General features: G+C 45.0%; 21 protein-coding genes. 15 read left to right on the top strand and 6 right to left on the bottom strand.

The features are described from left to right. Nucleotides 1-294: 294 nt before the first annotated feature. The gene (locus KJ365_RS11275; RefSeq protein ID WP_214451749.1) at nt 295-555 is read left to right on the top strand and encodes a DUF1496 domain-containing protein; all 261 of its coding nucleotides are present in this window, start codon (nt 295-297) and stop codon (nt 553-555) included. Between the two features lie 110 nt (nt 556-665). On the opposite strand, the gene KJ365_RS11270 is transcribed toward KJ365_RS11275, so the two are convergent. Then, complete coding sequence (locus KJ365_RS11270; RefSeq protein ID WP_214451748.1) at nt 666-974, bottom strand: CcdB family protein; 309 nt, start codon at nt 972-974, stop codon at nt 666-668. Between the two features lie 16 nt (nt 975-990). Further along, nucleotides 991-1215, bottom strand: a complete 225-nt coding sequence (locus KJ365_RS11265) for a type II toxin-antitoxin system CcdA family antitoxin (RefSeq protein ID WP_214451747.1) — start codon at nt 1213-1215, stop codon at nt 991-993. A 505-nt stretch (nt 1216-1720) separates the two neighbouring features. On the opposite strand from KJ365_RS11265, the gene KJ365_RS11260 reads away from it, so the two are divergent. Beyond that, a complete protein-coding gene (locus tag KJ365_RS11260) occupies nt 1721-2653 on the top strand; it encodes a branched-chain amino acid transaminase (RefSeq protein WP_214451746.1) in 933 nt (310 codons plus the stop codon). Between the two features lie 41 nt (nt 2654-2694). Then, a complete protein-coding gene (gene ilvA, locus KJ365_RS11255; RefSeq protein ID WP_352109395.1) occupies nt 2695-4236 on the top strand; it encodes a threonine ammonia-lyase, biosynthetic in 1542 nt (513 codons plus the stop codon). Between the two features lie 16 nt (nt 4237-4252). On the opposite strand, the gene plsB is transcribed toward ilvA, so the two are convergent. After that, a complete protein-coding gene (gene plsB / locus KJ365_RS11250) occupies nt 4253-6685 on the bottom strand; it encodes a glycerol-3-phosphate 1-O-acyltransferase PlsB (RefSeq protein ID WP_214451744.1) in 2433 nt (810 codons plus the stop codon). 139 nt (nt 6686-6824) lie between these two features. On the opposite strand from plsB, the gene lexA reads away from it, so the two are divergent. The 5 genes from lexA (at nt 6825) to KJ365_RS11225 (ending at nt 12035) form a co-directional block, all read left to right on the top strand. Beyond that, nucleotides 6825-7448 carry a transcriptional repressor LexA gene (gene lexA, locus KJ365_RS11245; protein WP_214451743.1) on the top strand — a complete coding sequence of 208 codons (624 nt, stop codon included), beginning with the start codon at nt 6825-6827 and terminating at the stop codon, nt 7446-7448. Nucleotides 7449-7781: 333 nt separating this feature from the next. Further along, a complete protein-coding gene (gene coxB / locus KJ365_RS11240) occupies nt 7782-8879 on the top strand; it encodes a cytochrome c oxidase subunit II (protein ID WP_214451904.1) in 1098 nt (365 codons plus the stop codon). A gap of 11 nt (nt 8880-8890) precedes the next feature. Continuing rightward, the gene (gene ctaD / locus KJ365_RS11235) at nt 8891-10507 is read left to right on the top strand and encodes a cytochrome c oxidase subunit I (protein ID WP_214451742.1); all 1617 of its coding nucleotides are present in this window, start codon (nt 8891-8893) and stop codon (nt 10505-10507) included. A gap of 20 nt (nt 10508-10527) precedes the next feature. Continuing rightward, nucleotides 10528-11142 (top strand): cytochrome c oxidase assembly protein, encoded by a 615-nt coding sequence (locus KJ365_RS11230; protein ID WP_214451903.1) that lies wholly within the window; start codon nt 10528-10530, stop codon nt 11140-11142. A 2-nt stretch (nt 11143-11144) separates the two neighbouring features. Continuing rightward, on the top strand, nt 11145-12035 hold the full coding sequence (locus tag KJ365_RS11225; protein ID WP_214451741.1) for a cytochrome c oxidase subunit 3: 891 nt from the start codon (nt 11145-11147) through the stop codon (nt 12033-12035). A gap of 3 nt (nt 12036-12038) precedes the next feature. Here the strand turns inward: KJ365_RS11225 and KJ365_RS11220 are convergent, their stop codons facing one another. Next, complete coding sequence (locus KJ365_RS11220) at nt 12039-12245, bottom strand: DUF2909 family protein (protein ID WP_214451902.1); 207 nt, start codon at nt 12243-12245, stop codon at nt 12039-12041. Nucleotides 12246-12278: 33 nt separating this feature from the next. Here KJ365_RS11220 and KJ365_RS11215 point away from each other — a divergent pair, with 33 nt between their 5' ends. The 6 genes from KJ365_RS11215 to KJ365_RS11190 are packed head-to-tail and all read left to right on the top strand — an operon-like array spanning nt 12279 to nt 16841. Beyond that, nucleotides 12279-12995, top strand: coding sequence for an SURF1 family protein (locus KJ365_RS11215; RefSeq protein WP_214451740.1), 717 nt, complete (start codon nt 12279-12281; stop codon nt 12993-12995). Nucleotides 12996-12998: 3 nt separating this feature from the next. Beyond that, nucleotides 12999-13562, top strand: a complete 564-nt coding sequence (locus tag KJ365_RS11210) for a redox-active disulfide-containing membrane protein (protein ID WP_214451739.1) — start codon at nt 12999-13001, stop codon at nt 13560-13562. A gap of 21 nt (nt 13563-13583) precedes the next feature. Then, nucleotides 13584-14567, top strand: coding sequence for a COX15/CtaA family protein (locus KJ365_RS11205; RefSeq protein ID WP_214451738.1), 984 nt, complete (start codon nt 13584-13586; stop codon nt 14565-14567). Nucleotides 14568-14614: 47 nt separating this feature from the next. Beyond that, nucleotides 14615-15511 (top strand): heme o synthase, encoded by an 897-nt coding sequence (gene cyoE / locus KJ365_RS11200; protein ID WP_214451737.1) that lies wholly within the window; start codon nt 14615-14617, stop codon nt 15509-15511. A 59-nt stretch (nt 15512-15570) separates the two neighbouring features. Continuing rightward, complete coding sequence (locus tag KJ365_RS11195) at nt 15571-16233, top strand: SCO family protein (protein WP_214451736.1); 663 nt, start codon at nt 15571-15573, stop codon at nt 16231-16233. 8 nt (nt 16234-16241) lie between these two features. Then, a complete protein-coding gene (locus tag KJ365_RS11190; protein WP_214451735.1) occupies nt 16242-16841 on the top strand; it encodes a GNAT family N-acetyltransferase in 600 nt (199 codons plus the stop codon). On the opposite strand, the gene KJ365_RS11185 is transcribed toward KJ365_RS11190, so the two are convergent. Beyond that, nucleotides 16838-17896 carry a polysaccharide deacetylase family protein gene (locus tag KJ365_RS11185; protein ID WP_214451734.1) on the bottom strand — a complete coding sequence of 353 codons (1059 nt, stop codon included), beginning with the start codon at nt 17894-17896 and terminating at the stop codon, nt 16838-16840. The genes KJ365_RS11190 and KJ365_RS11185 overlap by 4 nt on opposite strands. A gap of 38 nt (nt 17897-17934) precedes the next feature. Here KJ365_RS11185 and KJ365_RS11180 point away from each other — a divergent pair, with 38 nt between their 5' ends. Beyond that, nucleotides 17935-19248, top strand: a complete 1314-nt coding sequence (locus KJ365_RS11180; RefSeq protein ID WP_250884169.1) for an MATE family efflux transporter — start codon at nt 17935-17937, stop codon at nt 19246-19248. On the opposite strand, the gene nfuA is transcribed toward KJ365_RS11180, so the two are convergent. Continuing rightward, entirely contained in the window at nt 19245-19823 is a 579-nt protein-coding gene (nfuA, locus tag KJ365_RS11175; protein WP_214451733.1) for a Fe-S biogenesis protein NfuA, read from the bottom strand. The two genes, KJ365_RS11180 and nfuA, sit on opposite strands and share 4 nt — an antisense overlap. Nucleotides 19824-19826: the final 3 nt, after the last annotated feature.

Here is a 19826-nt window from a genome sequence, read left to right as displayed (position 1 = left end):
TGCAAATGGCGATAGAGCCAGATTATGACAGTAGCGCCCTTTAGTCATATTTTTCCTAATTTTTTCGCGTCTCTCTCAGTCACTCATTGCCCCGTCGGTATCCCTTTCTAAGAAACAGATGCATAAAACAAAGTCTTAGCTCTCTTCGTCAAAACCGTCTTAATGCGCAAATAAAAATGATTTTCATGAGATGACATAGTTTAGTAACTTAACCTACTTAACTGAATCGCCCTAATGTTAAGTCTAAAAAGGGTTGTAGAAAGTCCAAACATAAAATTACTTAAAGGAGGTGATATGTCGCATTGGAAAATAGGAACCGCAATAATCAACAATAAACTTTTTGCACTTTTGATTCTGTTTTTTGGTATATCCAGCGTTTACGCGTCAGGCCTAACGAATGCATCACAAAACCCCGAGAGGGAAATCGATCTTAAAAAGTATTGCTACTATGAGGGTCTCAAATATTTAGAAGGTTCGCGTTTAGAGCAAGTAGGAGTAATCCAAATTTGTAAAAGAGCAGAAAATGGTTATTTAGCTTGGATAGATAACAAATAGTCAACTAAATAAGTGCTCAGAGTACTGCTATCTCTCCTAAATTGGCCGAGAGTGCTACAGCCAATAAAGCGCGAGTCATGCATAGGGCGCAGGGAAAAAACGGCTCTCGGTTATATCCCAGTAAATATAGCATCGTAAGCAGCTAAAATATCTTCTCTTTGCCCTGATATGTTTTCTACAAACTCCACTAATTTATGGCTTTCAAATGTTGTTACAACGTTCATGCAAACGAAATAATTTTGGCCAGCAATCCTTATTGGAACGCTTATCTTGTCGAGTGCAATAGATTCATCATTGCATATAAACGCGACGATGCTAGACGATAAATCGTTAAATAGTTTGTTTTGCAAAGCGCAAACAAAGGGATAAGCTGCTCTGCCTTTGACTATTGGGTTCACGTAAACATCAAACTGATTCAATTATATTTCCTCAAACTTAGATACACATATCTTCATCGTCAAACGGTAAACCCTTGGCAGCAACACGTTGATTGTATGTAGCTATTTTCTCACGATTCTTTTCTTTCCACTTTTTAGCTAATTCTGATTTCAACGCTAGCTCTAAACTATTACTCAAATTAATACCTAAGCGCTTCGCATCATTAGTGAGCGTTTTATCTAAATATACATTCACCCTAACTTTCTCTTTTGCCGTTCCCATTATTCATCCTATGCGCACTAAATTATGCGTACAATATAATGCGTGTAATTTTTTATCAACTAGGATGAATGATATATTTTGGGCTTTTAAAAGGCGCATCAACACCAAGGTTAGCGCGGGTATATACAACTGAAAGTGACATCCTTGTCTCTATTTCATCCATGAGTTGCTAATCAACGTGAATGATTTTAAGCGTCTTGGTTTTTACAACAACTGCTCAAAAGGTTGGTTTTAGGAATATTGGCAGTATACTTTCGCCGCACATTCATAAAATTTCTTGCGTGCAACGGGCTTTTAAGGCAGATTACACGGGTGACGATGACAAACTAACTTACCCGAATATCCTAGCTGGCACGATTAAGTGAAATCGTGTTATTGAGAGGGGTGTTCTTGTGCATTATGCAAAACCCTCCACTCGAGGGTTTTTTTGTTGACGGATAAAAGGGATAATAACGCCTTATGCTTTCAGCAACATGCACACATAATCTTTAAGGAACAATATAAAATGGCGAAGCAACCAGCAGAACTGATTTGGTTTAATGGCAACATTGTACCGTGGCAAGATGCCACCGTGCATGTAATGACCCATGCTATCCACTATGGCTCATCGGTATTTGAAGGCGTTAGAGCTTACAATACTCCTGATCAAGGCACGTGCGTTTTCCGCTTGCATGATCATAATCGCCGTTTGTTTGATTCTGCAAAAATTTATCGAATGACCATTCCTTACACCCTCGATGAAGTCAATCAAGGTACACTTGATATCATCGCTAAAAACGACCTGAAGTCGGCTTACATCCGTCCTATTGCTTACTATGGCGATATTGGTATGGGACTACAAGTGCCGTTTGGTCAAGAGGCCGAACTGACTATTGCAGCGTTTGAATGGGGTGCTTACTTAGGTGACGATGCGATCAAAAACGGTGTAGATGCAGGTATTTCCTCGTGGAACCGACTAGCGGCTAACACCATGCCAACCGGCGCAAAAGCGGGTGGTAATTACTTATCTTCGCAACTCATTTCTATGGAAGCGCGTCGCCACGGCTACGGCGAAGGAATTGCGCTTGACGTCAACGGCTACGTGAGTGAAGGCGCCGGAGAAAATATCTTTGTTATCCGCAACGGCGTAGTGTCAACCACGCCTAAAACCGCAGCTATTTTGCCAGGCATTACCCGCGATACGGTCATGACCCTGTTAAAAGAAATGGGTTATGAAATCAGAGAAGAAAACATTCCACGCGAAGCGATGTACCTAGCGGATGAAATCCTTATGTGTGGCACCGCGGCGGAAGTCACACCAGTGCGCAGTGTCGATGGTATTGCTATTGGCAACGGTGGTCGTGGACCGATTACCGAAAAAGTACAAGACGCTTTCTTTGGTTTATTCAACGGCACCACAGAAGATAAATGGGGTTGGCTAACGCCGGTGTACAAGTAAACGCCAACCTTACATACATAGCAGACCCCAAGGAGGTTGATATTGTGTTAAGTCAGCAGGACTATTTGGTTAAGATATTACAAGCGCCGATTTATGACGCGGCGATTGCTACCGATATGGTCCTCATGCCAACCTTATCGACCACTTTGGGTAATCAGGTTTTTTTAAAACGTGAAGACCAACAACCCGTAAAATCCTTTAAATTGCGCGGTGCATACAACTGCATTGCGCAATTAAGCGCCGCGCAAAAACAAGCCGGCGTTGTGGCTGCTTCGGCAGGTAATCACGCACAGGGTGTTGCCTATGCCGCTAACCGTTTAGGTATTTCAGCTACCATCGTTATGCCAGAAACGACACCTGAAATTAAGGTAGAGGCGGTCAGGCACTTTGGCCAAGCGCACGTTAACATCGTCCAATACGGCACAAGCTTTGACCAAGCCAGTGAGCGCGCTCGGCAAATTTGTGATGAGACGGGCATGACGATGATCCCCCCTTTTGATCATCCCGATGTGATTGCCGGTCAAGGTACCATTGGCAAAGAAATCTTAGAGCATGTTCACGACCTACAATATTTGTTTGTCGCCGTTGGCGGGGGAGGCTTGGCCGCAGGTATTGGCGTGTATGTAAAACAAATCAACCCCAATATCCGCATTATTGCCGTGGAGTCTGAAGAATCTGCGTGCCTGCAAGCAGCTTTGGCAAGTGGACATCCTGTGACCCTGCCTAGTGTGGGGATTTTTGCCGATGGTGTGGCGGTTAAAACCATCGGTGAAGAGCCATTTAGACTTTGCCAACTGTATGTTGATGACGTGGTAACCGTGAGCAATGATGAAATTTGTACTGCCATCAAAGATATCTTTGACGACACGCGGGTGATTGCTGAGCCAGCGGGAGCATTGTCAGTTGCGGCTATGCGCAAATACTGTAAAGCTAATGACATAAAAGGTGCGAATATTGGCGGTATTTTATGTGGCGCCAACATCAACTTTCATACCCTTCGATATGTATCGGAGCGCTGTGAACTAGGCGAACAAAAAGAAGCCGTGTTTGCCGTGAAATTGAAAGAACAAAAAGGTGCATTTAAAGACTTTTGCGCCACCCTTGGTGGTTTGAATATCTCAGAGTTTAATTATCGCTTTGCCAACGACAATGAAGCGCATATTTTTGTAGGCGTAAAGCTCAAGCATGGGCGAGAAGAGTTTGCTGCACTCATGGCACGCTTACGCGAAAAAGACTATGAGTGTTTTGACCTATCTGACAATGAGTTAGCCAAGCTGCACGTGCGGCATATGGTGGGCGGAAGACCTCAACAAACCTTAAAAGAAACGGTATTTTCGTTTTCTTTCCCTGAATATCCTGGCGCTCTTATGCGCTTTTTAACCACCTTAGGTGAGCAATGGAACATCACGCTGTTCCATTACCGCAACCACGGCGCCGCTCAAGGTTTGGTGTTAGTCGGGTTTGAGATTGCTCCAGACGAACGCGCAATTTTTGACGAGCATGTGCAGCGCCTAGGGTATGCCTCGCAAGAGCATACCGACGACCCCGCTTATCAATTCTTTTTAGCGACCGGAAGCAAATAGCCAGGTATTGCGTACTCTAAATTTGCTCCAAGTGCTGAATGATTTCAGGCCATACTAAGGGGTCAATCACGTCTTTTAAGGTCGAGCTGTTTTGCGAGAAAGACAGGCTACCGTTTTCTTGGCTTGAGACATGCTTGTTTTCCTTGAGCGCCAACACAAAGCTACTTAACACGTTTTTATCGTAAAACTCTGGTGAATGCATACCGTAAAGAGCTGAAAGACGCTCGGCTATTGTCTGGCTTTGTTTTTCGAGTTGCGCGCGGCCAATGTTTTGTTCCTTTTCTAATACACGTAACACGATCGCGTAGCGCTGCCAGGTCTCTTGCATTGAACGGCTCAACAGCCAAGCACTGTGGAAACGTACGTGTGTTGCCTCGGGTTGCGTAATATGATCATTGTCTACCTTTAGCAGGCCGACACTATCCATATATTCAACAAGCTTCTCTACATATTCTATGGCCTCTTCGGTGCTTTGATGCATGAAGAACTCACGTTTCAGCAGCGGGAATAGCTGCTTAACCAATTCAATCAGGTCTTGCTTTGCGATGGTTTTGTGGGAGAACACTGCCGTCATCACCAACGAGGGGAGCGCAAACATATGTAAAATGTTGTTGCGATAAAAGGTTAACAACACTGCGTTGTTGTCTTTTGGTGATACCATTTCACCGTAGTCATCCTGACTTTGCTCAAAGCGATTTAGCGCTAAACTGCGCTCTACAAGTTGCTGTGCTGGCTCATCGGGTAGGGTGGCATCGTTACTGTAAGTAACAGCCTTAAACAACTGCAAATAGTCGTCAATACTTTGTACTAACTCTTTTTTGCTCATGATGTGGGTTTTTGACGAAAGTAAGCATAGTGCGACCATGGCAGAGCCGTTTAACGCTGCTGCGCGGTTGATGCGCGTCATCACCTTATCGGCCAGCTTATTTACCACGGGGGTTAACCACCTTGGTTTTTTCTCATCGGGTGTTTTTTGTTCACGCCAATCGCCAACCGCGTCATCTAAAAATTGTGTGAGCAAGATTGGCTCGCCAAAATTCACAAAGCCATGGCCATAATTTTTTAATTTCCGAATAGCTGAAAACACTTGCGTGGGCGATTCTTTCTTTTTTGATTTTCCTTTGAGCTCTTTCATGTAGCTTTTAACTTCCATCACGTGCTCATATCCAAGGTACACCGGTACGATAGACACCGGGCGGCTCACACCTTTGGTAATAGCCTGCAAAGTCATGGCTAACATGCCGGTTTTTGGCGGTAGTAGGCGACCCGTGCGGCTTCGCCCGCCTTCTGGGAAATATTTGACTGAGTAACCTTTATTGAATAGCAGCTCCAAATATTCTCTGAACACCGCAGTGTAGAGCTTGTTGCCGGCAAAACTTCTGCGTAAAAAGAACGCGCCGCAGCGTCTAAATAATCCGCCCACTGGCCAAAAATTGAGATTTATTCCTGCCGCAATATGAGGGGTTACCAGTCCTTCATGATAAATTACATAGGTTAATAGTAAGTAATCCATGTGGCTTCTATGACAGGGCACGTAAATGATCTCATGGCCATTTTTTGCCAATTCACGAACGCGCTCAGCATGTTTTACGTCTATACCGTCGTAAATTTTATTCCAAATTCTTGTTAGTAGGCGCTCGCCTAAACGAATTAAGCCAACTCGATAATCTGCGGTGATTTCATCGATGTATTTGATGGCGTGCTCGCGGCTTTTATCGTAGCCAATACCCTTTTGCTTAACCTCATCGTCGATTGCCTGTTTTACCAGCTCACCGCCTAAAATAGAGTTATACAATGTTTGACGCTCTAGCAGGGTTGGGCCGCTTAACGTTTGGCGTTTACGCTGAAAGTGCGTGCGAGCCACACGAACCAGTTTTTGTGCGATTTGTTTATCACTGCCGTGAAGCTCAGACATTTGACGAGATGATACCGCCGGAGAATAGCTAACGAAGTTATCGCGACCTAAAAACAGTACGATAAAAAACTTACGTAGCCAGTTTGGTGAGGCTTTTGTAGCAAGTAGTTGCGCTAATCCACTCTTTTTCTTACCAGAGGCTCTGCCCCATGAAATAAAAACGGGGATGATCTGAAGGTCAATATCTAGGTGCTCTCGATGGATGGCAAAGTATTCGGTAAATACATCTTCTATAGACGTTTTCTTTACTCTGCGGCTAAATAGCCCCTGTGGACGCGTTAAAAAATACATGCGTTTGCGCTCACTACCTGCAATGATAATATCATCGAAGGGGCTTGGTAATCCGAGTGATTGCGTTGAGCGTCTCAGGGCGAGTTGGTCGGTAAATGATTCTGTCTGCAATAAGTACAAAATAGGTTTGGTTTTATCAATTCCGAGTTCTTTTTCGATATTTGACGGCACGCTTTTTACCGTCACTAACCACCCCACGGTGATTGACACTATGCCACGAAAAAATGAAACAATAAGATCCATACCAGCTCCGCTTCAAAATAACCGCCGAATATTAACATGCTTTAGGTGACTTATCTTGCGCTTTAAATACAACAAATGTGTTGCGCTTTATGTTTTTGACGATATACTCAAACTAACTGTATAGAAAAACAGGCTGTTTATGCGTCCACTAACCCCACGACAAGAAGAAGTGCTCTCTCTTATTAAAACGACCATGCTTGAAACGGGCATGCCGCCAACGCGCGCAGAGATTGCAAGAGAGTTAGGCTTTAAATCCGCTAATGCCGCTGAAGAGCATTTAAAGGCGCTCGCGAAGAAAAATGTTATCGAGATCTTGCCCGGCACGTCACGGGGTATTCGTCTTAACTGCGCACTTGAAGATGAAATTGAAGAAGGTATTCCGCTGATTGGTAAAGTGGCAGCGGGCTCCCCAATTTTGGCCCAAGAGCATGTGGAATCAAAATACAAAGTTGACCCTGCCATGTTTCACCCAGGGGCTGACTTTCTGTTGCGTGTTGATGGCATGAGTATGAAAGACATCGGTATTATGGATGGCGACTTGTTGGCTGTGCACAAAACAAATAACGCAAGAAATGGTCAAGTAGTAGTGGCTCGAATAGACGAAGACGTCACCGTTAAGCGTTTCGAGAAAAAAGGCCCAAATGTAATATTACATGCAGAAAATGAAGATTTTGCTCCCATCGAAGTCGATTTGAGAACTCAGTATTTTGAGATTGAAGGATTAGCCGTAGGGGTAATTCGAGATAGTGTGAGTATCAACTGAATGTGTTAACAATATTTAACATTATGTAAATAAAAAAAGAGCGATTTTTACACACCGCTCTTTTTTTTGTCTATTATATAAGCGTTATGCGGAAAAAACGATGGATAAGATCGTCTTTTGTACAAAAAGTACTAGACGAATCCTTCGCTTTGATTAATCATTATACGGTTATTCACATTCTAGTAACAAAGATGCAATTGCTTGAAACAATTAATTAAAATTATAACAATAAATTGTCGTTTTAAAGCTTCTGCGCATCAAACCACTACATTTTGGGAGTCAAGTGTGAAGTTGTTGCAAATCGCTACAGGCGCTCTTTTGACGAGCGCACCAATGTTGGCACTAGCCACTACAGCAAGTGAACGGTCTGATTTGAATCTGCGCCCTGGCGTAACGGATATCAGTCAGCAGGTATACAGCCTGCATATGATGATGTTTTTTATCTGTGTCGTCATCGCCGTCATTGTATTTGGATTAATGTTCTACTCGATGATTCGTCACCGCAAGTCCAAAGGCGCTAAACCTGCGAACTTCCACGATAATGTTAAAGTGGAGATTGCTTGGACGGTTGTGCCCTTTCTTATCTTAATTGGTATGGCAGTGCCAGCCGCGAATACGCTGATTGCGATGGAAGATGTATCCAAACCTGATCTCACGGTGCTTGTTACCGGATCGCAATGGAAGTGGCATTATAAATATATGGACAACGACGTAGAGTTTTTCTCCATTATGGCCACGCAGCAAGAGCAAATTCAAAACAAATTCACTAAGGGCGAGAACTATCTGTTAGAAGTTGACCGTCCGCTTGTCATCCCAACGGGCCAGAAAGTTCGCTTCCTTATCACGTCTGACGACGTTATCCATTCTTGGTGGGTACCTGATTTTGCCGTCAAAAAAGACGCAAATCCTGGATTTATCAATGAGGCATGGACAAATGTAAATGAGCCAGGTGTTTATCGCGGTCAATGTGCTGAACTATGCGGTAAGGATCACGGCTTTATGCCAATTGTGGTTATCGCAAAAGACCCTGCAGACTACGAAGCTTGGATTGTAGAGCAAGAAGCCATTGCCCGTCGCGCAGCAGAAGAAGAACAGAGACTGCTGGCAATGAGTATGTCGATGGAAGAATTAATGGCTACCGGTAAGCGCGTGCATGACTCTGTTTGTGCCGCATGCCATATGCCAAACGGTGAAGGGTTGCCTGGTGTATTCCCGGCGATTAAAGGCTCTCAAATAGCCCTTGAAGATCAAGAGGCGCACATTGATATTATCGTTTACGGTAGAGCCGGCACTGCGATGCAATCGTTCGCTAGACAGTTAACGATGTCAGAAATTGCGGCGGTTGTGACTTATCAACGTAATGCTTGGAACAACAACACTGGCGACATGGTTCAAGCTAAAGATGTTAACGCCATTATGAATGGCAATTAGGAGACGAATGAATGTCAACTGTAACTGATACAGCAAACACCCCAGCTACTGATGATGCTCATGGCCACGACGACCATCATCACCATATCCCAAAAGGCTTAATGCGTTGGTTGTTAACCACCAACCATAAAGACATCGGTACTCTATATCTTTGGTTCGCTTTCATCATGTTCTTGGTGGGCGGAGCAATGGCGATGGTCATACGCGCCGAGCTTTTCCAGCCTGGGCTGCAAATTGTTGAGCCTAATTTCTTTAACCAAATGACCACAGTGCATGGCTTAATCATGGTCTTTGGCGCCGTTATGCCTGCTTTTACGGGTTTGGCTAACTGGTTGGTGCCTATGATGATTGGAGCGCCAGATATGGCTCTCCCTAGAATGAACAACTGGAGCTTCTGGATCTTGCCATTTGCCTTCCTTATTTTACTTTCTTCACTGTTTGTTGAAGGCGGTGGACCGGCATTTGGCTGGACGTTCTATGCGCCATTATCGACGACCTATAGTGGCGACAGTACGGCATTATTCGTATTCTCCGTCCATATCATGGGTATCAGCTCCATCATGGGCGCGATAAACGTGATTGTAACGATTTTCAATATGCGTGCGCCTGGCATGACTTACATGAAAATGCCATTGTTCGTATGGACTTGGTTAATCACCGCATTCTTGTTGATTGCCGTTATGCCGGTGCTAGCAGGCGTAGTGACCATGGTATTAACCGATAAATACTTTGGCACAAGCTTCTTTGACGCAGCAGGTGGCGGCGACCCAGTCTTATTCCAGCATATCTTCTGGTTCTTCGGACACCCTGAAGTGTATATTATGATTCTACCGGCATTCGGGATTATTTCGCACATTGTACCGACGTTCTCGCGTAAAAAGCTCTTTGGTTATGCCTCGATGGTATATGCAACGGCCTCCATCGCACTGCTATCGTTTATTGTTTGGGCTCACCACATGTTTACAACGGGCATGCCGGTTATTGCCGAACTGTTCTTTATGATTGCGACGATGATCATTGCTGTGCCAACCGGCGTTAAGGTATTTAACTGGGTGGCGACCATGTGGCGCGGCAGTATCTCTTTTGAGGTGCCAATGCTCTTCGCTATCGCCTTTATTATTCTATTCACCGTAGGCGGATTGTCTGGCTTGATGCTTGCCATCGTGCCAGTTGACTTCCAGTATCACGACACTTACTTCGTTGTGGCGCATTTCCACTACGTGCTCGTGACCGGCGCAATCTTCTCTATTATGGCAGCGGTATATTACTGGCTACCAAAATGGACCGGCCGCATGTTTGATATCACGCTAGCTAAATGGCACTTCTGGTGTTCATTAATCTCGGTGAATGTATTGTTCTTCCCTATGCACTTTGTTGGTTTAGCCGGTATGCCTCGCCGTATTCCTGATTACGCACTGCAGTTTGCTGACTTTAACAAGTGGATCAGTATTGGTGGCTTTGCATTTGGTTTATCGCAGCTTATTTTCTTGGCGCTAGTGATAAAAGCATGTCGTAAAAAAGGTGAAAAAGTATCGTCTCAGGTTTGGGATGGTGCAGAAGGTTTGGAGTGGGAAATTCCATCTCCAGCGCCTTATCACACTTTCGATACTCCGCCAGTAGTAAAGTAGGGTAAACCTTCGTGGCTGATATCGATAGTCAAAACAACACAAGTCAGACGCAGAACTCCTCTGCGTCTGGTGAAGCGGCACATGGTAAGACCGTCACCAAATTACTCCTTGTGGTAGTGGGTATGTTTGGATTTGGCTTTGCACTTGTACCGCTTTATGAAGTGTTTTGTGAAATTACGGGCATCAATGGTAAAACAAGTGATGAAGCTGCGGTGTATGAAGCGGTTGAGATTGATACCTCGCGGATGGTCACGGTAGAGTTTATTACTCGCACCAATTCGGGAATGCCGTGGGAGTTTAGTGCTCAAACAAAGCGTGTTGAAGTGCATCCTGGGCAAATGGCGCAAGTTGATTTTTATGTGCGTAACCCTGTGTCTAGAGACATCATCGCTCAAGCGATACCATCGGTCTCTCCGGGAACGGCTGCATTATATATAAATAAAACCGAATGTTTTTGCTTTAGGCACCAACCCTTGAAAGCGGGTGAAGAGGCCATCATGCCCATGACGTTTTACGTGGACCCTCAGTTACCTGATAGCATTACCTTTTTCACACTGCAATACACTCTATATGACATCACAGCAACTGCGGATGAAGCAGAAGTCGTGGCGTTAAATAACAGTCTAGGAAGATAACCATGGCTCAAGAAGCACCAGAAGAATATCAAAAATATTACGTACCAGAACAGAGCGTCTGGCCGATTGTCGGCGCAGTTGCATTGTTCTTAATAGCAGTTGGCGCAGCGAATTTTGTCGTAGAGAGCGTGCGTGAAGAGCCCGGGCTAGGTGGTTATACCTTAATTGCCGGCTTAGTCATGCTCATTGTAATGATTTTTGGTTGGTTCAAAAATCAAATTGATGAGTCGATGAGTGGTAAATACAGTGCACAGCTTGGTCGCTCATATCGTCAAGGCATGCTTTGGTTTATTTTCTCAGAAGTCATGTTTTTCGCAGCCTTCTTTGGCGCCTTGTTCTATGCTCGTGCGATTGCAGTGCCTTGGCTTGGTGGTGCGTCAAACAACGCGATGACCAATGAAGTCCTATGGCCTGCCTTTGAGGCGATGTGGCCACTTACCTTAACGCCAGGTGGTACCGAGACGCAAGCGATGGGCTGGTTGGGTCTGCCGCTTTACAACACTATCATTCTGTTGGTTTCTTCGGTCACTTTGCATTATGCACATGTGGGTATTGAAGAGAACAAGCGTGGTCAACTTAAAGTAATGCTTGGTCTGACAATTGTGCTTGGCTGTATCTTCTTAGGCCTTCAAGGTTATGAGTACGTGCATGCCTATCGTGACTTAGGATTAACGCTGCAGTCTGGTATTTATGGAAATACCTTCTTCTTATTGACAGGCTTCCATGGTCTTCATGTAACGTTAGGCACCATTATTCTAATCGTGTTGTTCTTACGTATCATGAAAGGACATTTTACGTCAGACGAACACTTTGCCTTCCAAGCGGGCGCTTGGTATTGGCACTTTGTTGACGTGGTTTGGGTAATGTTGTTTGTGTGTGTATATATTATCTAAGTTTTAATACGGGCGCGGGTTTGGCGTAATCACTCCGGTCGCAAGTGCAATCAGCACAATGACGACAATGATGACAGACGCTAACACTCGACGCCCTATAAACTTGCTCATTTTTTGATTAGATTCGCCTTTGAGCATGACACGCATAGCAAACGCAAGATTTACCATCATAAAAACAAGTAGCCCTACGAGGGTTATTTTTACAAACATCATAATTTAATCTCCTTAGGGCAAGTTGTTACCATGCTGTTTCGTAATACCAATAGACTGACGATTTTAGTTACCTTAGTCGCTCTATGTTGTATTGTCATTATGTTTTTTCTTGGCTTTTGGCAACTCGACCGCAAACAACAAAAAGAAGCACGTCTCGCTCAGATTGAAAGCCGCCAAGACGCTAACCCTTTATACCTATCAGACGTTGTAAACGATCCAGACGCCTTCGTTGACTTTCCTTTACAGATCACAGGAGAACTTCGCGATGAACTCTTTTATATCGATAATCGGCTGAAAAACGGAGTTGCTGGTTATGAAGTGTTAGTACCGGTGATCACCGATTACGACATGGTCATGGTGAATCTCGGCTGGGTGCCGGGTACAGGCTCACGCGATGAACTACCGCGTGTACTGTTGCCTTTCACGCAGCAGCATCTTGGACGAATATATGTTCCTCAAGACAACACGTTAATCAATGAAACAAATTTCAACTACGGTCGTTTTCCGGTGCTCATGCAGCAAATTGATTTTACTGAAATTGAGCAACACCTTGGCAGAGATGTGTTACCTTTTACTCTGCGCCTTGACCCATCACCTGACGCTAATTTTGTGCGTGATTGGCAGGTCGTAGTAATGGCTCCAGAGCGTCACCTAGGATATGCTATTCAATGGTTCGGGCTCGGGATAGCTGGGCTTACCGTATTTTTATTAACTGCAATTAAAACAATGCAAGGACGTCAGGACTAAATCATGGCAATAGACAAAAAAGCCGGAAAACTAAGCTTTATTTTATTAATCATCGCATTCATCGTTCCGGTGATCATGGCTAAAATCGCCCTTGAGAACGATTGGTTTAACAAGGCGTCCACCAATCGTGGTCAACTACTCGACCCAATTATTGAAGCCCAAGACTTGTTGCAGGGCGCTGAAACGAAATGGCATTTTTTATATGTCATTCCAGCAATGTGTGATGCTGCATGTGACAATGCAATTTACAGCATCAATCAAGTAAAAACTGCCATCGGCCGTGAATCAGACCGGGTAAATGCGGTGTTTATTGCGACCGAAACAAGCGATCAAAGTGCGCTAACGAAAATCGCTGAGATAAGTGCCACGCAAGTGTTACAACAACAAAAAGAAAATGTAAATAAAGTGTTTAAAGATGAAAGTGTAAATGCTATTTTTATCGCAGATACTTTAAATAACATTGTTTTAAAATACCCGAATACGCCTGACGAAGAGCAAGCCATCATGGACAGTCGCGACATGTTGGCGGATATTAAGAAATTACTAAAGCTCTCTCGCATCGGTTAAGCAACAGGACATAATAATAAAATGAAAAAGTTGGTGCTGTTAAGCATATTTTTAGCCTTATTTGTCATCGTGCTAGGCGCATACACTCGCCTAACCGATGCCGGTTTAGGCTGCCCTGATTGGCCAGGGTGTTATGGTCTTGTAACCGTGCCAAAAGCAGAAGAACAAATACTTGCCGCTAATCAGGCCTTTCCTGAGCGTCCGGTGGAGGCTGAAAAGGCGTGGAACGAAATGATCCACCGTTATTTTGCCGCCGCCTTAGGGTTTATCATTTTGCTGATTGCAGTTTCTGCCATCGTCAAAAAGTCTCAGGGAAAAGTTGCGCCTTTCAAGCTACCTGTCATTTTATTATTACTGGTAAGTTTTCAAGGTATGCTGGGTATGTGGACGGTGACCCTCAACCTACTGCCGGTGGTTGTAATGGCGCACCTTTTAGGCGGCTTCACGGTACTGTCATGCTTATTTTTACTCTACCTGCGCATGACCCCTTACCGAATACCCGGGGGTGATACCCGTATTCGCAGCTTAGCCAAATTTGGCGCCCTTGGCATTGCCATAGTGGTATGGCAAATCGCCCTAGGTGGTTGGACGTCTGCAAATTATGCCTCGCTTGTTTGTACTGAGTTACCAATTTGTGAAGGCGACTGGGTTGGTAAGCTAGATTTTGCTGGCGCCTTTAGTGTGCCTGCTGCAGAAAACTATGAGTTTGGCGTACACAGTCACGAAGAGCGCGTCACCATGCATGTACTTCACCGCTTTGGTGCGATCGTCACCGTTGCTTATTTGGCTTGGTTTGCCTTTATGTTATTCACTCGCTCTCATTCGGCACTCATAAAACGGTTGGTTGTGGTGATGTTGGGTGTTTTAACTGTACAAGTTGGACTGGGGATCAGCAATGTTGTCTACATGCTGCCGCTAACCGTCGCCACTTTGCATAACGCCGTTGCCGCATGTTTGCTACTCGTGATGGTATTGTTGACCTATACTATGTACAGAAAATATTAATAAGAAGATGATGTGGCTGGTAACGCAGCGGCATCAGGGAGAATACAATGAGTAAGTCGATGGCCGCGGCCGCAAGCACACAGTCAGTCACTACATGGCGAGACTATTATGAATTGACCAAGCCACGCGTAGTCATGCTCTTGTTATTAACTGCGTTGGTGGGCATGTGCTTGGCTACCTCCGGATGGGTTGAGCCGGTTATATTAGTTGCAGGTATGTTCGGCATTGGCATGCTTTCTAGTGCTGCGGCAGTGGTTAATCACGTGGTTGACCATCGTATTGACAGCATCATGGCGCGTACTTTTAACCGACCGGTAGCTAGAGGCAAAGTGTCGATACAGCGCGCACTCGTCTTTGCTGCGGTTTTAGCCGTGACAGGGTTTATCGCTTTGGCGGTATTTGTGAACATGTTAACCGCGTGGCTAACCCTTGCAAGCTTAGTGGGGTATGCGGTCGTATATACCATGTATCTAAAGCGCGCGACGCCGCAAAACATCGTGATTGGTGGCCTTGCAGGTGCTGCTCCTCCGCTATTAGGATGGACCGCAGTTACCGGTGAAATACACGCTTATGGTTTGTTGCTAGTGTTGATCATTTTCACATGGACGCCGCCGCATTTTTGGGCCTTGGCCATTCATCGCGAAAAAGACTATGCAAAAGCCAACATCCCTATGTTGCCTAACACGCATGGTGTAGATTTTACCAAGACCTGCGTAGTTTTATATACCTTACTACTATGTGCTGTGTGCGTTCTGCCTTATTTAGTCGGCATGAGCGGTGGCCTTTATTTAGTCGGCTCAAGCATCTTAAATGCCTATTTCTTGTATATGGCACTTAAACTTAAATTTAAACCCACGCCGAGCACCGCCATGGACACATTTAAGTTTTCCATTCTACACCTGATGTTATTGTTTGTTATTTTACTAATAGACCATTATATTTAGGGAACATTTTTCGTAAGGTAAATGTCTTAAGTAATCTAATGGGAATGGAGTAATTTACCATGCAGCAGAAATGGATTGGTTTGATTGCCGTGCTAGCGCTGGCGCTAGGGGTATACTTAGCGCTTACAATCGCGCCGCCTGACTTTGAAAGTGACGCAGATTTATCCACACAAACCGAATATTTGAATTGGTATCCAGAGCCGCGCGCCTTAGTCGACTTTGAGTTGAGTAAGCACGATGGCACCAATATGAGTAACGATCAGCTCAAAGGAAAATGGACCCTCGCCTTTGTCGGTTATACGTTTTGCCCAGATATTTGTCCGGTAACCCTTGCTGAAATCAATAATGTTTACCCACAGTTACAAGAAAAGGTCAGCAATACACCGCTACAAGTGTGGTTCTTGTCTGTTGATCCTAAGCGCGATACGGTTGAACGCTTAAATGAGTACGTTAGTTACTTTAACGACGATTTCATTGCTACCACCGGACCGCATAGCACATTGTTTCCGTTGGTGCGCAGCATGGGCATGATGTACGCGATTTCGGAAAGTACCGATAACCCCAACTACCTTGTTGATCACAGTGCATCCATTGTTGTGATTAATCCAGACGGTAATATCATTGGCCGTTTCAAGCCTAAACACGTGCCGGGTCAACTTGCTATCAGCGATGTACAACAAGTGTTGACCGATATGCCAATCTTGCTAAACGCCAGCTCCTAGTACTTTTCATGCTGGAGCTGCGCGCCGGTATTGTTCAAGACGCACCGCGTCTTGTGCCGCTAATTTTGGCCTCAGCTCCTACATTGCTGCCTTTTTTGTTTTTGTCACGAGCAAATGCTCAAGCCTATTTGCAATTGGCATGTGCACAAGATGATGGTCAATATAGTGCCACTCGTCACCACGTAGCGTGCAATGGTAAAGACGTTATAGGATGTATGAGTTTATGGCATAGCAATATGCCTGATGTGTTTCGAGATGCAACAATCCGTAGTTTACGAGCATATTTAAGTCCCTCTCAAATTGCTCACGTTCTTAAGGTAAATCATGCGCTTGTATCCACTTTTCCAGCGCCGCTAGACGATGAGATCTGTATTGGACATTTTTCCGTTTCCCCCCACTGGCAAGGACAACAGGTGGGCAGTCAGCTCATGGCGTATGCGATTGAAATCGCTAACGTGCGTGATAAAGCATATTTAGTGCTCGATGTAGCTGAACAAAATCATCGAGCGATCCGCTTTTATCAACAATGGGAGTTTGCTGTTGTGCATAAAAGCGAGACTCCCATAAATGACCAACACTTTTTGCGTATGCGTAAGGCCCTCGGCTAGTCGAGGTATATGCCTTTTTCGGTTGGCGTAAAAAACGGAACTGAATGCCAGTAAAACCGCGAAGCTTGTGAGCGACTTGGCGCAGTGCAATTCACCCGAGCGCGCCCAGCCTTGAATTGATGATTAAGCGCGATAGTTAGCTTGTTCCCATCAACGTTCGGCACAATACGCTCTCCTCCAAAGAAACAGGCAAATGCATCTACCCGCAGGTCGTCTTGACCAGGCAGCAGTTCAATGGTCAAAGCATCAAGCTTTGAATGCAATTCGCGCTGGTTATCCGATGGGTTAACGCGAGCAACAGGCATAGATATGGCCGCCATTTTAACTTTTAACGTGTCTAAATTGGCATAGCGGCCAGATGATGGAAAGCGCGGTAATGCGGTGAAGTCACTGTGCGCGCTAATCACCCCAGATTGCTGACCAAACCCGACAAACCCTTCTTTCGCCAGCGCTGCTTGAAGGGCTTCGTTATATTCACCGAAGGGATAGGCTAACCATCGATAGCTATAGCCTAGCCGTTGCTCGAGTATGTCTTCGGCCTCTAAAATGTTTTGCATCACGCGGTTAAGCCATGCTTGCTGTGTTTCGTCATTTTCTCGTTGTAGCAAGTGCAGGTGATCAAGGGTATGGTTTGCAAAGTCAGCGAGGGGCTGCATCTCTTTTAGTTGCTCCCAATTCAGTTGATCTCGTCGCTGGGCAATACTAAGCGGGTTTATAAACACGGTATAAGGAAAGTTAAATTCAGCCAAGATTGGATGGCCATTTTCTAGAATATTGAGGTAGCCGTCATCAAAGGTGATGGCAATGGCATTTTGTGGAAGTTGATTTCCCTGTTGTATTGCCTCAAGGGCGTCTTTTAAGCGTATCACTGTATGGTGCTCGTTAAGATACTCCATATGCTCACGAAATACTTCGGGTGTAACCGACGTCACCGCAGGCGTGTTGGTAGCAACATGGTGATATTGCAAAGCAACTACCTGCGGTTTTTGTGCAAAACTCGCAAAGCTAAGCACTAAACTACTGTACACTATCCATATACATACGTGACGCAACATACTATACAACCTCTTTATATTTAGGTAACCGATACATTTTGACCCAAGCAAAACACCCACACATCGCACTGCTAAGCATCGCGATCCCGCTTATATTAGCCAATATTACTACACCTCTGCTTGGCTTAGTAGATACGGCAATTTTGGGGCGAATGGATGGTATGCACTTTTTGGCGGGTGCCGCCATTGCAAGTCTGATTTTAACCCAAGTATATTGGGTGTGCGGCTTTTTGAAAATGTCGATGACCGGCCTAAGTGCCCAAGCGATTGCTAAATCGGAGGAGGAGCGTTGTAAAACGCTTGCTCAGGGTGGATTTTTAGCGCTGGTGTTAGCGGGGGCTTTACTCATATTGCAAACGCCTCTGTTACAGGCGGGTTTGTGGCTTTCTCAAGTTGAAGTGAACGTTGCACAAAGCACGTCAGCTTATTTTGCCGTGCGTGTGTGGGGCGCGCCTGCTGCGCTTATTAATTTAGCACTTATCGGATATTTGATTGGTCAACAGCGAGGCCGGCTTATCCTGATGCTACAAGTGTTTGTTAACCTAATTAATATTGCCGCAAGCCTTGCCTTGGTTTATCTCTTAGGACTGGGCGTTGAGGGGGTTGCCTTAGGCACAGTGATTGCCGAATATAGTATGACGCTAGCGGCACTTTGGATTATTCACACCCGTCATCATCACTTGTATATGCGCAAAGCGTGGCTTTCATTCGCACAACTAAAACCTTTGCTGTCATTGAATACCGATATGTTGGTGCGCAATCTTGCCCTTCAATTCACCATAGCCTTTATAGTATTAAGAGGCGCTCAATTTGGCACGCAAGCGGCTGCCATAAACGCCATTTTGATGCAGTTTTTTGCACTCATTGCGCTTGGTTTAGACGGGATTGCTAATGCAGTTGAATCGTTAGTCGGAGAGCAACATGGGAAGAAGAACACTAAAGCACTTATTACCCAAGTAAAGATTGGATTGATTTGGTCGAGTATTGTTGCCGTTATTTATAGTTTGATATTTTGGATATTTTCGCAAGACATTATGCGCTTGCTTACCAACCAAGCAGAACTCATCGTGGCCGCCCAGCAATATGTTTGGGTGATTATTGCCCTGCCACTTGTAGCGCATTGGTGCTTTTTGTTTGACGGTGTTTATGTTGGCATGACCCAAGGTAAAAGTATGCGAAACAATATGCTGATGAGCACCTTGCTGGGCTTTTTACCAAGCTACGTTGTGTTAAGCGCTTATGGTAATCAAGCTTTGTGGTTCGCGATGCTGGTATTTTTAGGCTTTAGGGGGCTGGGATTAGGCGGCCACTTTGTGTATTACTACGGCCGCCTGTCAACATCTGCTAATTAATAATAAGAGTGCTCACCGGCTTCATGCTCAGTTGCATCTTTAACGCCAGTGATTTCACCTGCAAATTGCTCTAACAGTTGCTTTTCAATGCCTTCTTTTAGGGTCACGTCAACCATCGAACATCCGTTACATCCACCGCCAAACTGTAATATTGCTTTTCCGTCTTCGGTCACTTCCATTAAGCTAACATTACCACCGTGGCTCGCTAGATTTGGGTTGATCTCCGTCTCAATCACGTAGTTAATCCGTTCGATTAACGGCGCATCATCAGCAATTTTCTTGGCTTTAGCGTTGGGTGCTTTTAGAGTGAGTTGTGAGCCCATTTGGTCGGTCACAAAATCGATTTCAGCTTCTTCTAAATACGGTGCGCTCTCTGCATCTACTACCGCATCAAAACCATTAAAGGGTAGAGTGATATCGGTGGTCTCGACTGCTTCAGGTGGGCAGTACGACACGCCGCACTCAGCCTTAGATGTACCAGGGTTTACCACAAATACGCGAATGTTGGTGCCCTCAGTTTGTTGCGAAAGCAACTTGCCAAAATGTACTTGGGCTTGTTCAGAAATGCTGATCATATT

It is taken from the genome of Glaciecola sp. XM2 (assembly GCF_018595715.1).
Taxonomy (GTDB): Bacteria; Pseudomonadota; Gammaproteobacteria; order Enterobacterales; family Alteromonadaceae; genus Glaciecola.
The sequence above is the reverse complement of the archived record's forward strand: the minus strand, read 5'-3'. Positions and strand labels throughout refer to the sequence as shown.

Bases quoted from the DNA above. Each gene is read 5' to 3' on its own strand.
- KJ365_RS11275 (WP_214451749.1), top strand. From the start codon at position 295: ATGTCGCATTGGAAAATAGGAACCGCAATAATCAACAATAAACTTTTT.
- KJ365_RS11265 (WP_214451747.1), bottom strand. From the start codon at position 1,215: ATGGGAACGGCAAAAGAGAAAGTTAGGGTGAATGTATATTTAGATAAA.
- KJ365_RS11260 (WP_214451746.1), top strand. From the start codon at position 1,721: ATGGCGAAGCAACCAGCAGAACTGATTTGGTTTAATGGCAACATTGTA.
- plsB (WP_214451744.1), bottom strand. From the start codon at position 6,685: ATGGATCTTATTGTTTCATTTTTTCGTGGCATAGTGTCAATCACCGTG.
- lexA (WP_214451743.1), top strand. From the start codon at position 6,825: ATGCGTCCACTAACCCCACGACAAGAAGAAGTGCTCTCTCTTATTAAA.
- coxB (WP_214451904.1), top strand. From the start codon at position 7,782: ATGTTGGCACTAGCCACTACAGCAAGTGAACGGTCTGATTTGAATCTG.
- ctaD (WP_214451742.1), top strand. From the start codon at position 8,891: ATGTCAACTGTAACTGATACAGCAAACACCCCAGCTACTGATGATGCT.
- KJ365_RS11225 (WP_214451741.1), top strand. From the start codon at position 11,145: ATGGCTCAAGAAGCACCAGAAGAATATCAAAAATATTACGTACCAGAA.
- KJ365_RS11220 (WP_214451902.1), bottom strand. From the start codon at position 12,245: ATGTTTGTAAAAATAACCCTCGTAGGGCTACTTGTTTTTATGATGGTA.
- KJ365_RS11215 (WP_214451740.1), top strand. From the start codon at position 12,279: ATGCTGTTTCGTAATACCAATAGACTGACGATTTTAGTTACCTTAGTC.
- KJ365_RS11210 (WP_214451739.1), top strand. From the start codon at position 12,999: ATGGCAATAGACAAAAAAGCCGGAAAACTAAGCTTTATTTTATTAATC.
- KJ365_RS11205 (WP_214451738.1), top strand. From the start codon at position 13,584: ATGAAAAAGTTGGTGCTGTTAAGCATATTTTTAGCCTTATTTGTCATC.
- cyoE (WP_214451737.1), top strand. From the start codon at position 14,615: ATGAGTAAGTCGATGGCCGCGGCCGCAAGCACACAGTCAGTCACTACA.
- KJ365_RS11195 (WP_214451736.1), top strand. From the start codon at position 15,571: ATGCAGCAGAAATGGATTGGTTTGATTGCCGTGCTAGCGCTGGCGCTA.
- KJ365_RS11190 (WP_214451735.1), top strand. From the start codon at position 16,242: ATGCTGGAGCTGCGCGCCGGTATTGTTCAAGACGCACCGCGTCTTGTG.
- KJ365_RS11185 (WP_214451734.1), bottom strand. From the start codon at position 17,896: ATGTTGCGTCACGTATGTATATGGATAGTGTACAGTAGTTTAGTGCTT.
- nfuA (WP_214451733.1), bottom strand. From the start codon at position 19,823: ATGATCAGCATTTCTGAACAAGCCCAAGTACATTTTGGCAAGTTGCTT.